Below are 14,796 nucleotides of genomic sequence, written 5' to 3'. Positions count from 1 at the left end.
TATGACGGACGTACTCATCCCAACACGCAGAGCCATGCAATACAGTACATACGGCTGGACTCGAAGCTACCGTTACGCCAACAGATGCAGACCATTTCCCGTAGCAGATCTGACATTTTTACGCGCGAGTAATAGATGGAGTGGCTACCCGCCAAATGCTGGAGTAGCCGTCCTACATACCTTGCGTGGTCAAACGGGTGCCATCTGTGCGACAGCGACTGGTAACGCCTAAAAAATATCGATTTGCCGCCTTCTTTTACATGTTGAGATCGATTTAAGAAAATCTCAGACCTATATCACCTCTATGAACGCCCGCCTGTATCGACTGCAGTTGGGATTTTGGCGTGCCTGCACTTCGCTTAGCACGCTCATCAATTGAGAGGATCTGCGCATGTATAGCCCTTGCCCAAGTTGTAACTCTGGACGCATCGTCACGAAAAATATCGGTAAGCAAACAGGTGGATTATTAGGCGCCGCTGGCGGTGCAGCCAGTGGAGCCGTCGGCGCCCTATCAGGTGCTGAAACCGGAGCGGTGCTCGGTGTGGCCGGTGGGCCCGTGGGGATCGCTATTGGCAGTATTGCTGGGGCTCTTCTCGGGGGACTGTTTGGCGGAGTGGCAGGAGGGATCGCGGGCGCAACCATTGGCGAACAAATGGATGAAAAAGTCCTTAACAACTATCAATGCCTGCAGTGTGGTTGCAGCTTCAGCGTCAACCGTTAAGCCGTTGTGTATTGGCGTCGCCTCATTCAAACGCCCCCCCTTTCCACTCAACCCTCAGGAGTTCTACCGCGGCTCATCTCGTTGAAAAAATTGCTTACGCTCGTTCAGGACAACCCATATGAAATATCACAAGCTGATTGCCGGTGAAACAACCGGTACCTATGTCATGGAATCTCCGGTCACCGAAGCTGACATCCTGCAAATGGCGCAACAACTAGCAATGAGCCGCCTATCCAAAGGCCGGGCATTGACTGAGCCAAAGCAGGTTTTTAGCCACCTGCAAACACTGCTGCAGTACCACGAGTACGAAGTCTTTGCGCTACTACTGCTGGACAGCAAACATCGAGTGATCGCCTTCAGGGAGCTATTCAGAGGCACGCTGGATTGTGCCAGCGTGTACCCGCGAGAAGTGGTCAAGATTGCGTTGGAGCTTAATGCTGCAGCGGTAATTCTGGTACATAACCATCCATCCGGCGATCCGGAACCCAGTCAAGCCGATCGCACGATAACCCTGGCGCTCAAGAACGCCCTCAGCATGATTGGCACCCAGACGTTGGATCACATCGTTGTTGGTCATGAAGGCTGCGTATCGCTGGCTGAACGAGGTTACCTTTAATTCCTATATGCATACTGCCCGATGGACTGCCCTGGTGTTGCCAGGGTGTCCATCGTCACGGCTCCCTTTTCATTTTTTTGTCGTGATTCAGCGTTGTGCTCAGCTTCTACTGCATCCGAAACCGTGGGAACCTCCACCAAAAACCTTCGTGCTCGACTTACACAGATAGCTCGCACGATAGAAGAAGGCTGCCTGTCCAGCTAGCTCATTACGATGCAGGTGGTAGTAGGGATTATCTGGAATCTCGACCAACCCCTTGACAGCTTCTACTGGCAACCCTAAAGCACTTGCCCACGCGCCTTCCAAGCGATTAAACATATTGTCCCTGCCTGATTCGATCCTACCCAACGCATTGAAGGCATCATAATTGAGCAAAATCGCGAAGTGATGATGCGGTCGCCCTTGCTGTCCTTGCTCCTTAGCCCAGACGTAACGCACCTTCGTGTCATGTGCGTGCTTATTCACTAGTTTCGCCATCTGGCGATTGTGTTTGATCTTGGCCTTAAAGGATTCGATGAAACGGTCAACGACCTCGTTCGTGAAAGCATAATCGGGTAACTTAATATCAGCGGGCAGCCGTAGATCAAATCTGAATGCAAACACACGAGGGTATTGGTTAAGCGATCGAGCGACCGTCTGGTGAAGACGACATAGGTACTCCTGAATAAAGGGTGCCTTATCCGCCTGCACGGCCAAGCCTTCATAAACACCTTCATAGTGAAGGGTGAGATTGGTGTTCTTAGGGTGTCTAATCATTTTAGAGCTCCGGCGCTTAGTTTCATATACTCAGCACCTCAAGTAAAATTTTATTTATCACCTTCGCACATCAACACTACCCCCATACAAATAGACCCCTTACAACCCCCCTACATACCAACCAAAACCAATAAGACATAGCATGCACATCAACACCACCCATTACTAAGGCATATTACCAATACCGACAATACTCAGAGTCATTCACTCAACTAACAAGCAACAGAATCAGCATAAGCTCAACATATTCCACATCAACTTCACTCTGGAAAAACACCATGAATGAAAAACACGCCATCATGGTGCCTCCTCAAAATCTGCTTAACATTTATGGCATCACACTGAAGACGAATTTACATCACGCCCCCGTGCTCAGATCACGCTCTTTGACTTTACCCAAGATCCAATCTTGAACCTCACTCTCCAGCCATCCGACACAGCGATCACCTAGCGAAATAGGTTTTGGAAACACTCCAACGGATACAAATTTGTAAATGGTCGACCGAGCCAGACCTGTAGACCCTATAACTTCTTTTAGACGAATTATCCTCACGAACGGAACTCCTCTTGTACGTTCAGAGGATGGGGGTGCCAGGTAAAAATTAATCGTCCCAAGTGAACATAAAGCGGCCGAGAGCCTTTTCTTTCGCGTTAGATTCTCTATGCCTTCTTCTAATCACTCTTAACCTTTGATTGCTCTATAGGGGGGGGGCCAATGACCATCGAAAGCGACTGCCTCGTTCGGTACTCATTGTGCCCACCACCAAGCTGGCCTTCCTCAAGCTCTATTCAGAATCGTGTCAACCTTCCGCATCCATGCCGAGTAGAACCGGCAAGAATAGATAAAATCATCTACTAGAGACAATCTAGAGTGAAGATAAAATAACCGTAGATCCCTTCTAAAAAAATAATAAAAATGCTATAGATACCTTCTGGACATCGGAGGACCCTATGACGGTAATCACTGATCAGCTATCACAAATACTTAATGAAACCAATAACAACTTCAGACATGACATTTGGCTTTGGCTCCACCTAAACCAAAACAACGCAGGCCTACAGTTCGGGGAACCAAACAGTGTGAGCATGCGCCCCAAAATGGCGAATTTTCTATCTACCAGGCTTCAATTTGTCGAAACCATAAAAACAATAAGGCGAGATCAATTACTTCCTGAAAAATCCTTTGAGTGGATAAATGAAGGCAAGCGGCAAATCGAATGGTTAATTATAAAAGTCGGAAAGCACGGAGTTTTCCCAAACTTCTTACCATTACCGGGCCTACACGGAAAATATGCATTAATAGCCGCCATTGATCAGTGGAATGTTGACGCCACTGAAAAACAGCTATCTCTAAACGAATTAGAAAACGACTGGATCAACCATAAAAAAGGAGACAAGCCTTTCCTATGGTTCGCGGATGACAACCAGAAATGCGTGCTTGCATGGGAGTGGCTAAATAAAAACCTCACCAACTTAATACCTCACCCTCCGTTTGACGACTACCAAGACCTGATGATTTTTTTTGATCAAGCCAATTTAATCCCAGATCAAAAAAAGTTTTATATTGAAAAAATAAAAAGAAAATGGAGCCAGCAAAAATATCGCGAAGGACTGACCGGGAAATCCCAATACAACTTTATTTTGTCTGACACAGCTATAAAACACCTAGACCAACTCGCCAACACATACGAGCTTAGTCGAGCTAAAATTCTGGAAGTGCTGCTACAGATGGAGTCTGAGAAAAATCTCTACATACCCGAAAAGGTCAATCTATTTAGATTGACCAACTAATAAAATACAACTCCCCCTTGCGGAAAAAAGGTCATCCGCCCGAGGGGTATTAAAGAAGGATCGGCGATCGCTCACAACATCAAGGCTTCGCTTGATGGGTCGAGAAGTGCTCGCTTTGAAATCCCGCCGGGTGGGCAAGGCATACTCTATTTATGAGAAGGGCGGCGTTGAAGCGCCAACAACATCAAAGTCACCGAGCATGGCCGAACTGTTCACTCAGCGTGACAGGAGGTAGCATCCCTAACTTTGCCGTAGGCCTTTACTCCATTTCGGGCGGCTTTTGTACATGATCCAGATAACCCTCTGTCACAACGCTTTCCTCAACGACACCACCCTGAAAATTGATAGCCAGCCAATAGCGGAAAAAACCCGCCTGGCAGAACGTCTGAACGCGCCGATGCGTCGCTGGGTGGACGACCTTTTTATCCTACTGGGAGAGCAACTGAATTGGCCTGCAGCTCTAGAACTGCACTTCACCGGACTCAAAGCCGACTTTGACGACATTGTCCAGGCTGCCAGGGTCTGCGAGCGAAGCCATAACTTGGGGATCCGACTGAAGCATCAACCTGTTCGCGCCGCCGTCGATCGTCTGGAAGCACTGCAACAGCTATTTATCGACGCCGTCGATGGTCCCCTGTCAGCCTTGCGTAGCGATGACTTCAAGAAGCGCTTCGAGGCCGAAATCGAACCAAACTTCGAAGTTAACGTGATTGCCACGATGTCCTCTGGCAAATCAACGCTGATCAACAGTCTGCTTGGCCAACAGCTGTTACCAACTAAGAACAACGCCTGCACGGCAACCATCGTGCGGATTTACGATCGCAAGGGTGGTCAGGGCTTCGAAGGACAACCGCTGAGTATCGAGGGACGCGAGCTGGCGCCACGTGGGCCAGTCGACTCTGCACAGTTAAAACGCTGGAACAGTGACCCGCAAGTACACCAGATAGATCTCAGCGGCGCGATCGCTAATGTGACCGCCAACCCGCACGCCAATTTGGTATTAGTCGACACCCCCGGTCCGAACAGTAGCCTTAACAGAGAACATGGCGCTGCCACGCGCCGGGCGATCAAAGACAGAGCTCTGCCATTGGTGCTGTATGTGCTTAATGCCGACCAGTTGGGTACCACCGACGACCAAAGTCTCCTCGCACTGGTGCGCGAAGAAATGCGTAAAGGCGGCAAACAGGCACATGACCGTTTTGTATTTGTGCTGAACCGGATCGACTCCATCGACCCTGAGGAGCAAAGTATTGAAGAGTCTTTGCAAGAGGCCCGCGCGCATTTACGCGACAATGAGATTATCGATGCGGTGCTGTTGCCGGTTTCCGCGCGGCTGGCAAAACTCGTGCGCCAGCAGCGCGGCGGTTACCCGCTGACCGATACAGAACGCGACGATTACCTTCCCTCATTGAGCCGGCGCTTCAGCCAAAGCACCGAGCTACACATGCTGCAGTACATGAACGTATCAGCCAGCGTTCGCGATCAGGCTGAAGCGCTACTCGCCAAGGCGGAAAGAAGCCATCACGAGCATGCCTTGGTGGAGCAGCATAGCGGCGTACCGGTGCTGGAGCTGGTGATCGAGGAATATCTCGATAAGTACGCACTTCCCGATCGGGTTTACCGCACCCAGCGACTGCTTGATGTTGCGCTGCAACAGGCCGAGGAAGAAGCGCGCGCCATCGAAGATTTGAAGCACAAAAGCCAGGCCGAGTTGCAGGCGCTACAAGCTGAACTCCAGCGCATCGAGGCATCGATCCGGCAGGGTGACGACCTGAAGGCCTTGAAAGAGACGCTGCGCACCGAACACCTCGGAATGCCGGCGACAGCGCGCGGATTACTGCATGAGGGCCAGCACCTTTTCGACACGCGCCGTCAGGCACTGATCCAGACGTTGATAAAAGGCAGCGACGATAAACACCTGGCGGCCCAACAAGCCCGCATGGCGACCGCTCAGGCAACCGAGCTGCTGCTTACGTTGATCGCCACTATCGAAAAAGCTCTCGAACAAGCGGTACAGGACGATCACGAGCGCTTGGGTAAAGCGTTTCAAAGCTATATCGACCGACTGTTCAACAACGAGTCTGGCTTGGTCCGATTGCCTTCGATGAAGAGCTTCAAAGGCGTAGCATTAACGCTGCCGAGCATCGACCGATTGTTGGAAAAACACACCCAAAACGAGCTGGTGGGGCACCGGCTTGTCAGTACTAGAGTTTTGTATAAACCCTGGACCTGGTTCGATGACGATATAAAGGTGCCGATATATCAAACCAAAACCAACCTCGCGACATTGGCCCGTGACTTCGATGCTGAACTGAGGAACCGCTGCGAGCGGTTGCTCGAGGAGGCCAGCAAAGCCATCGCCGATCAATCTAAAGAAACCATCGCCGATTACATTGAAGCGATAGAGGTGCGTATCAGCCAGGAATTGCCTCATCTGCTGCACAAGGCTGCCGAAGCCGCCGGCGATACCGAAATTCGCCAGTTGCGCATCGCCGAAGCCGAGCGCAGCCTCGCCTGGATTGCCAACTTCAAAGACAAACTCGCCAGTATTCTTGATTGACGCCGCGACAGGACAAATACATGGACGACCAAACTGACTCCCCACTCCAGCACCCTATCCAGGCACAAGATCCGGCTTTCGTACTGGAAGCCGCCGCACAACTGATTCACCGCAGCTATTTGGGCAGCCTCGCCGAGTACCCGGTGGCGGCGTTGGAGAACGATGCACCACTGGATACAGCGCAAGGTGTGCGGTTGTTTCGCATCGAACGGCTCGTCAGTGAAAACCGTCTTGCAATCCTCGAAAGCCTCACGGCGATATACACCGCCTTGGGCGCCGCCGGGCATAATATTTTTTTGTTGATAGAGGCCGATGGCCGACACACCGATCTGTATATCGGCTGCCGGGCCAACACTACAGGCGATGGCATGGCCGCCGGCAACCTACTGAAAGAAGGCTTCGATGGCCATTTCCCGGGTAACCGTCTGGTTGCGCTGAACGACGCCGATACCCGCGAACGGCTACAACTGGACGGCGCGCTGGAGGATTCCGAGCGCTGCGCTATTACCGCCGTGACTGGCGTACCCACCCTGAACGTCACCCTCCGCGAACACTTCAACCAAGGGCTGGAGCGCTTTCTCGATGCGGCGAGCCAGCGCGCCTATACCGCCTTGATTCTGGCCGAACCGTTATCGCTGCAACACCTGCAGCAAATACGTAGAGGCTTTGAAGGCGTGGCCACGCAACTTGCGCCCTTGCAACATACACAACTGAGTTATGGCGTGCAGGCCTCACAGGCCGTAGGCCTAAGTGTGACTCGCGGTATCAGCACCGCGCTGGGCCACAGCTTAAGCCTGACTGAAACCATGGGTAATAGCAGCACGCAAGGCACTTCAACCGGCACCAGCGCTACTACTAGCAAAGATCCATCGATGCTACTTGGCGCGCTCGCCAGTGCCGCCGTAGTAGGAGCGGCGCTGGCCGCGCCGGTGGCGATACCCGCGGCGCTGATCGGCGGCGCAGCAATGACCGGCGGGGGCCTAGCCAGCGGCCTGAGCAGCACTACCCTCGGCAGCACCAGCAAAGGGACGAGCACCACGCAAAGCGAAAGTCTGACGCACTCAACCAGCAGTAGCCGGGCGAGCAGCGACAGTGTAACGCTGACCGACAACCACTCGGACGCACACTCCAATACCCACACCGTTGGACAAAGCGAGCAATTGAGTGTCGACTTCTGCGATAAGGGCATCGAACAGCTTCTGAAAAAAATAGACCTGCACCTGGCACGTCTTGATGAAGCACGCGCCTACGGAGCCTGGCACAGCGCCGCGTATTTCATCAGTGCCTCGACCGAAACCGCACAGTCGCTAGGCAGCCTGTATCTGGGCCTTATGCGCGGTGAAAACTCCGGCGCTGAGGACTTCGCCGTGGCTACCTGGAATCAACGCCAGGCGGGCGCTCGCGACGCTATCTTGGGTGCGCTGCGTACCCTTCGCCACCCAAGCTTCAAACCGGAATTCGCCAGCACCTTGGGAGTGCCGCAGGTAGCGCTGGCATCGCTGCTATCGGGCCGTGAACTGGCTTTGCAGCTCGGAATGCCGCAACGTTCGGTCGCGGCCGTTACCGTGATGGAGGTGCCTGCCTTTGGCCGTAACGTACGCCTGCTGGACCTAGATGCGCCCCATCCGCTACAGCCGCCCTCGGCCCAGAAGCTCACACTCGGCGTATTGCGCCATCTCTGGCGGGACAGCGAAACGCGGTTGCAGCTGGACGTACACCAGTTAACGCGCCATACACTGGTCACCGGCACTACAGGAGTTGGCAAGACGACGGCGATCATGACGCTGCTGGCACAGGTTCACAAAATGGGCATACCGTTTCTTGCTCTGGAGCCGGCCAAAGGCGAGTACCGCCGTCTGCTCGGCTTGGCTCGTCCGAACCGTCCGGTCACCTGGCTGGTTGCGGGTCGCACAGGTCCCGATGCACTACGCATCAACCCCTTGGTGTTTCCAGAAGGCATCGAGTTGAGCGATCACATCGACCGACTGGGTAATGTGTTCAATGCTGCCTTTTCGCTTTATGCCGCCATGCCGCAGATTCTTGAAGAGGCAATGTTCGAAGCCTATGAAGAGCTCGGCTGGGACCCACTGACCTCGCGCTGTATAGGTGGCGCGCGGCGTTTTCCGACCCTGCGTCGGGTCGCGGATCTAATCCCGCATGTAGTGGAACGACTGGGCTACTCCAAAGATTCCACGAGCGATTACGTGGGCGCACTGAGCGCTCGACTACGTTCGTTATGTCGCGGTTCATTGGGACTGACTCTGCTGTGCAGCACCGAGGAAGAGACCCCGGTACAAACATTGCTGGGTAGCTCCGCCGTAGTCGACATGTCGGCGATGGGCGCTACCGAACGCCGCGCGCTGATCATGGGCGTGTTGTTCATGCGCCTATACGAAACCCGTACCGTCCAGGGCCTCAACGAGCAAGACACGCTACGCCACCTGATGGTCCTGGAAGAAGCCCACGTATTGCTACGTCGTACCGATACCCTGCAAACCCAAGAACAAAGCAACCCGCGCGGGCTCGCCGTGGAAGCCTTCGCCAACGCGCTGGCAGAGATGCGCGCTTACGGGCAGGGCTTCGTAGTAGCAGACCAATCGGCATCAGCACTGGATGACTGCGTGTTGCGTAATACCAGTACCAAAATCGTAATGCGCGCGCCTTTTGCGCAAGACAGGGAAGTGCTCGGCGGTGCCCTGGCGCTGGACGACCGGCAAACCCGGCAGCTCGCGCGGCTGGAAAACCATACGGCGCTGGTACACCAGAGCCATTGGCTGGAGCCTGTGTTGTGCCACATTGAAAAATTTGACATTCCCACCCTGCAATCGCCCCCGCAGAGAGATGACCGGGGCGAGCGCCGAGAGGCACGCACTGCCTTGTTGCTTACATTATGGGGGGACCGCCACCCGTATGGGGCGCAAGGGGTTCCAACCGCCGCAGTGCTGACTGAGCGGGCGCGGCTCGCCGCGCTACCCTCCGCAGATGCTGACTGGGTGCTTGGGGCTTGCAGCCGCAGCAGCTCGCCGCAGCTCATCGACCTTGCCAACGCCTTGCCACGCTTGTTACCGCGTCTGCGGGACAGTGCCTTCGGTGCCATGGCATTGTCATTGCGGGCGCGCTGGAACAGCCTGAACGCCGTGCTGGAAGATGAGTTAGCCATCAGCGACCGGACGGTGTTCCGTGCCATGCTGATCGATGCCTTCAAAGCCCTGCACCCGCACTTGGACAAACAGACGCTGCGACAGGAAATTGCGACCTTTGAGGAGTGCATGCAATGGCTATAGCCGCTCTGGGCAATATCGAGCTGCCTCGCCAGACCCCACTGCCCGAACGGCGCCGCGATGCTGGGCTAAACGGCCCGGTGCCGGGCCCTTGGGAAGTACGCGTGAGTGAGCTGCAACAACAATTTCCTGTCCCGCGCGAGCATCAGGAAGGGCTTGAGCCCGCCCGCAGCAGCCCAGATAGCGCAATGATTCAACGAGAAGGGCAAACTCAGGAGTTGCTGCCGGTCGCCGGCAGCGAAAACGCTATCCGGCAATACTTCGCACCTGCCGGCGAAGCCGAGCGCATCGCACGCCTGGAAGCGGGCAGCACTCAGCGGGTGTTCGCCGTGAGCGACCGTTTTTATGCCCTGCCCGAGCACGAAATCGTGCGCGCCGAGCGACTTGCCGCCAGCGCCGGGATTGCCATCGAGCGCCTGCTCCCGGAGCCACCACGGCGCACGATTATCTGCCGCAACGAAAGCCTGGAGGGTGACTGCCATCCCGTGACCGGGGTGCCTTTTGAACGCAAAGTGATCCTCGTCAACGGTGAGGAAGTCGAAGGTGTGTTCGCCCAATTTGACAGCGCCTGCGATGTCCATCTGCCCGAGCACTTGCAAGACGCCACTAACGCGGAACAATTCGAATATGCCAACGAACAATTGCGCCAGGCCGTTGAAGCCGACCCGGAACTGCGAGCAAAGTTTACGGACGAACAACTGGAGCAAATCCGCAACGGCGACCGCCCGGATGGTTATGTCTGGCACCATTCGGAAAACCCCGGCGAGTTACAACTGGTCGATAAAGAAACCCACGATAAAACCGGACACACTGGTGGCCAGGTGGTCTGGGGCGGCGGATCGGCCAATCGATAAGCAGGAGCGCACGCATGACTGAGTGGCGGTATGTCAAACACAATATCAGCCTGGCCGATATCGAAGCCTTCGAAGAACTGGCAGCGATTAGCCTGCCACCTGCCCTGCGCTCGTTCATCATTGCGCACAACAATGGGCGCCCAAGACCGAACCGGTTCGACACCGCCTTTGTACAGGGGAGGCTGTTCGACAAGCTGCTGTCGTTCAACCGCAACGATCTGGAAAACGTATTCAACACCCGTATAACTCTGGCCGCGCAATTGCCCACGCAACTCGTTGCACTAGGCATGGACCCATTCGGCAATTACATCTGCCTGGATAAGCACAGCCTGAATGTGGTGCTCTGGTTACACGAAACCGGTGCTCCTGAAGCGACCGGCAAACCTTGGGGGCAGTGGTTAGACTCGCTTTACTGACGCCAGCAAGAAATCCCGCCGCGCTGCGGCACAAACCATAATTAAGTGATGATGCCTTTGGAATCACCCGTAGCCTATCTCACCATGCAGCTGAATATCGACGGAGCCGTATCCATTCCGGTTACTGTGTCCGAACGTGAGCTGGAGCACTGCATGGCAAGTTTTGTGAGCGCGTCAGAAAGACGAATTTAAGCGCCCTAGCAATCGGTATTCCAAAAGGTATTCCATCAGTTTTTTAAACCAAATATTTTTGATAAAAATCATATAGATACGACATTGATTCAAATTACCCCGGCTCTGAGGACATCACTTTCGTGCCTGACCTCCAGTAAGCACAGGGACTTCTAGCGCTTCTTGGGGCTAGTGAGGATTTCTGCGCTCCAAGCGCTTCGCAAATCCGGATCTAGGTCGCGGACTTCGCTTTCGATTTCGTACAGCCACTGGACGCAGCGCGAAGCTTGCTTGGCGGGCGGGCTGTTGTTGATCGCGTGCAATTCGAAGAGCTTGCACCGGGTATGGTGCCCAGCGCGCTTGCCACATGTGCAACTCAAACAAGCCCGTTAGCTATATTGCGCAGGTAGAGCGGGAGTTGAACATAAACTTACATCAGTCTTTGCGGATTGGCTGGGCAAGGCTTTTTCTAATGTGGCAAGGCCTACACTAAAAACGCTAAATCAAAAATTTATATATACGCATTGATTTTCCCAGGGGAGAAGGGGCGATCATATTGGCCTGAAAAGCATATCGCCAACAAAGCCTGATCACCCACTCCCAGTGCCCCGTTTAACAAGCATTGGCCATGCATCCGAGCCGGGACTCAATGGCTTGGGCGGTATCCATGGCCGTTCACGCTGGTCTTGATTATTTTTTTCGCTCTATATGGGGCAGTTCATTATTGATTATCCCTCGAGATTCGGCATCAGCGCAGGTAAGGAAGGAGGCGGCGACGACTTGGTCTTTTTTATTGAATGCAACGTAAAATGGCGAGGTCTTTTCACCATTAGTCAGTTGAAAGTCGTAGCATGTGCCCTGAATCATTTTCGTCGGTTGAGTCTTAGTCGGTTGCTTGCCTACAGCCATGACCGACGTCTTTGTCGCATAGGGATTTTCGGTAGCGGCGACAACCAGTGGGTCGGTGCCAAAAGACCTTAGCGAGCCGATTGCGCCGAAGATTGAACAACCACCTAACAGAAGAGTGGTGAGCGCCGAAACTGCAAGTATCGTTGTCGATTTCATAGTGTGCTTTCCTATCTAACAGAACCCGTGTCGCCTTTACGACCTTATCGTTTCACGCTCTTACCCCAAGGGCTGCCAAGGGGGGAGCGAGCGTTAGACTGTAATACTGAAGTTTGTGAGATTGCAAAATTTCTTGGGAAATGAGCGCTTACTGCTTTGGCGAGATCGGACCGCATAGGATAGCAATATAGTATCTTTAGCGTTTCTATGCAGGCGCGGGAAACCATCTCTAGCTACAGATGCCAGACCATTCATCGAACCTCTAACTAATTGAGATGATTCTTCACGCATAACCATATCAAATTTCATACAAAACGCTTCAAGCCTCACGCAACATTTCGATAAACTTATTTGCGGACACAGGCTGATGCTCAGCGGCGGAAAGTACCTCTCCGCATAGGATCACAAGGCATTACAGTTGGCATAGCAACGCTTCCAGCCTAACCTGCTGGTCTTTCGCGATCACGGCCTTCGCGGTTAAACTAAGGCAGTGACTGGTTGAGGTTTCGGGCGGCTTTTGGCTTTGGACATGATACTTGATGATTTGTGCGTCATGCTTCAATTGATCTATATAAGTTGCTTGACCTGTTGCCGCACCAACCCGCCTCAATATTAAGTAAGTGGATAACCCTTATGCGATTTATTCTAGCTATATCTAGTTGTTTTTTTGTTCTGTTGCCAAGCTCTGCGCTAGCCATCAATGATTTTTGGGGCGAAACAATATTATCCGGAACAACTTTTTCTACGACCTACCTGACCTCTAGAGATAAAAAGTTAGTATTAGCCACCGAAGACGATGCCAATTGTTTCGTAGCAAGTGACGGTGCGATTAGAGGCCCTTATATCGAGGCCGCGATAAGGGGCTTTCGTGATTCCCATCCAGAAGTCGTGATAGATGACATTGATTTAGCCAAGTCGATACTGGTTCGCACGCAGTTGCCCTAGTGCTTATCAATAAAGCCGTGATACCGGGCAGCGCAGTTACTGATTGGCAAGGCGCTACGAACGCCCTGGCACCCCATAGGCGTTGATCTAGGATCGATCCCAGAGCGGAAGATGGGACGACCGCGCAGTGATGATCGCCCCTACAGTGGCGCGTACAACCCGAGCCTCAAAGCGCCTCCACACCACCCGCGCCCCCTAAAAATAACGCACCACCTCCCCCCAAACCCGCGGCGTGCGGTCGACATCGCTTTGCGGGGCGATATTGCCGAGTTTCCAGGCGCTGATCAGGCTGAAATGCCAGTTCTGCGGTGCCCAGCGGGCGACAACGCCGGCGGCCGAGCGCTTCTGGTCGGTTTGTTCCTGTAGCCAGTTGGGCTCGCTGAGGCGTGATTCGCCATGGTCGATAAAGGTCGCTATCTGCCAAGCCTGGGTCAGGGCATAACGCAGTTCCAGATTGGCCAGCCAACCGCTATCGCCCGGGGCTTCGTTGGCCGGGTAGGCCCGTACGCCATAGGCGCCGCCCAGGTAGAGCTTCTCCGAGTCGTCGACGCTGGCGTGGCTCCACTGGCCTTGCGCCCGCGCAAACAGGTCGATCCGTTCGCTCAGGTGTTGCAGGCGCATCAGGCTGGTACGCGCGATGCGGAACCGGCCGCTACCGGTGTAGCCATTGAGCGTGAGGGGCACTCCGTCGTTTTCGCTACGGCCTTCGCTCCAGCTCAGGCTAAAACCGTTGCCACCGCCGCCCAGCAGGCCATCACGGCTGTCGCCGGAGAGGCTGTAGGTCAGTACCCGGGAGCGCTGCTGACTGCGTAGCGCGATCAGGTCGATATCGTCATTCATGCGCTTTTTATCGTATTGCACGCGGGCCAGCAGGTTGAACTCGCTGGAGCGGATCAATGGCTGGACCATAAAGGCGCTGGATGTGCGGATCGTGCCATGGGTATCCAGTACCTCAAGCTCCTTGCCGACGCTGTAGCTCATATCGGCCAGCAGGATGCCCACCCGTGTCTCCCTGGGGCCTAGGCCCAGGTGATACGCGAAGCGGTGATAGTGGCCGTCTTCATTGGAACCCAGGCTGCGTAGGTTCAACTGATCGCCCGCGCCAAGCAGGCCGCCATAGTTGAGGGTCAGGCCGGGGCGATACTCGCCGGTGTAGCGGTTGCCATAGCTATCGAGCTCGTAGCTGCCGCTAAGGCCCGGGGCCGGATCAAGCGTCGGGGTGTAGTTTTGCGTATCACCCAGGGTCAGGGTCGAACGCACATCCACGTCGGGGGCTTCCTGGAGAAGCGCCAGCGGCGTCTTGTCCTCAGCACTGGAAAGCGCTTCGCAGAAGGCCAGGTTCGGCATCGCGAATAGGGCGGACAACAAGCCAAGGGCCACACGCATGGTCTGAGTTCCACATCCAGGCAGAAGGGAGGCGCGTTGCGGGCGGAAGGCGGCAATGGATAATATCAAAAAGCCATATTTGCCAAGCAAAGCCGACGAAAGGTAGGGAGTTATTCAGGAAAAATCAACGGCCATTTGAGATACAAACGGACATAACGTGAATACAACTATCCACTGGCTCGCCCCGCTCTTCGCGATGGCTTGACGGGTACAAGGGGTTTGCTTCGGCGTCGG

At 54.3% G+C, this 14,796-nt stretch carries 12 protein-coding genes; 8 read left to right on the top strand and 4 right to left on the bottom strand.

The annotated features are described in order from the left end of the window. Positions 1-391 precede the first annotated feature (391 nt). Positions 392-721, top strand: a complete 330-nt coding sequence (locus NPS46_RS21165) for a hypothetical protein (protein ID WP_274110642.1) — start codon at positions 392-394, stop codon at positions 719-721. Between the two features lie 118 nt (positions 722-839). After that, positions 840-1,337 carry a RadC family protein gene (radC, locus tag NPS46_RS21160; protein ID WP_274110640.1) on the top strand — a complete coding sequence of 166 codons (498 nt, stop codon included), beginning with the start codon at positions 840-842 and terminating at the stop codon, positions 1,335-1,337. Between the two features lie 99 nt (positions 1,338-1,436). Here the strand turns inward: radC and NPS46_RS21155 are convergent, their stop codons facing one another. Further along, on the bottom strand, positions 1,437-2,093 hold the full coding sequence (locus NPS46_RS21155; RefSeq protein WP_274110638.1) for an inovirus Gp2 family protein: 657 nt from the start codon (positions 2,091-2,093) through the stop codon (positions 1,437-1,439). Between the two features lie 358 nt (positions 2,094-2,451). Next, complete coding sequence (locus NPS46_RS21150; RefSeq protein ID WP_274110636.1) at positions 2,452-2,646, bottom strand: helix-turn-helix transcriptional regulator; 195 nt, start codon at positions 2,644-2,646, stop codon at positions 2,452-2,454. A gap of 398 nt (positions 2,647-3,044) precedes the next feature. Here NPS46_RS21150 and NPS46_RS21145 point away from each other — a divergent pair, with 398 nt between their 5' ends. The 5 genes from NPS46_RS21145 (at position 3,045) to NPS46_RS21125 (ending at position 10,995) form a co-directional block, all read left to right on the top strand. Continuing rightward, on the top strand, positions 3,045-3,884 hold the full coding sequence (locus NPS46_RS21145; protein ID WP_274110634.1) for a hypothetical protein: 840 nt from the start codon (positions 3,045-3,047) through the stop codon (positions 3,882-3,884). 286 nt (positions 3,885-4,170) lie between these two features. Then, positions 4,171-6,444 carry a dynamin family protein gene (locus NPS46_RS21140; RefSeq protein WP_274110632.1) on the top strand — a complete coding sequence of 758 codons (2,274 nt, stop codon included), beginning with the start codon at positions 4,171-4,173 and terminating at the stop codon, positions 6,442-6,444. A 20-nt stretch (positions 6,445-6,464) separates the two neighbouring features. Then, complete coding sequence (locus NPS46_RS21135; protein WP_274110630.1) at positions 6,465-9,728, top strand: ATP-binding protein; 3,264 nt, start codon at positions 6,465-6,467, stop codon at positions 9,726-9,728. Positions 9,729-9,829: 101 nt separating this feature from the next. After that, a complete protein-coding gene (locus NPS46_RS21130) occupies positions 9,830-10,579 on the top strand; it encodes an HNH endonuclease (RefSeq protein ID WP_274110628.1) in 750 nt (249 codons plus the stop codon). A 14-nt stretch (positions 10,580-10,593) separates the two neighbouring features. Continuing rightward, positions 10,594-10,995 carry an SMI1/KNR4 family protein gene (locus NPS46_RS21125; RefSeq protein ID WP_274110626.1) on the top strand — a complete coding sequence of 134 codons (402 nt, stop codon included), beginning with the start codon at positions 10,594-10,596 and terminating at the stop codon, positions 10,993-10,995. An 861-nt stretch (positions 10,996-11,856) separates the two neighbouring features. Here NPS46_RS21125 and NPS46_RS21120 read toward each other — a convergent pair. Then, on the bottom strand, positions 11,857-12,231 hold the full coding sequence (locus NPS46_RS21120) for a hypothetical protein (protein WP_274110624.1): 375 nt from the start codon (positions 12,229-12,231) through the stop codon (positions 11,857-11,859). 633 nt (positions 12,232-12,864) lie between these two features. Between NPS46_RS21120 and NPS46_RS21115 the strand changes: the two genes are divergently transcribed. After that, on the top strand, positions 12,865-13,176 hold the full coding sequence (locus tag NPS46_RS21115) for a DUF2388 domain-containing protein (protein WP_274110622.1): 312 nt from the start codon (positions 12,865-12,867) through the stop codon (positions 13,174-13,176). Positions 13,177-13,371: 195 nt separating this feature from the next. On the opposite strand, the gene NPS46_RS21110 is transcribed toward NPS46_RS21115, so the two are convergent. Further along, positions 13,372-14,562, bottom strand: a complete 1,191-nt coding sequence (locus NPS46_RS21110; protein ID WP_274110620.1) for a ShlB/FhaC/HecB family hemolysin secretion/activation protein — start codon at positions 14,560-14,562, stop codon at positions 13,372-13,374. Positions 14,563-14,796 lie beyond the last annotated feature (234 nt).

It is taken from the genome of Pseudomonas putida, from assembly GCF_028682395.1.
Lineage (GTDB): Bacteria > Pseudomonadota > Gammaproteobacteria > Pseudomonadales > Pseudomonadaceae > Aquipseudomonas > Aquipseudomonas putida_AB.
This window is presented reverse-complemented; position numbering and strand designations above follow the sequence as displayed.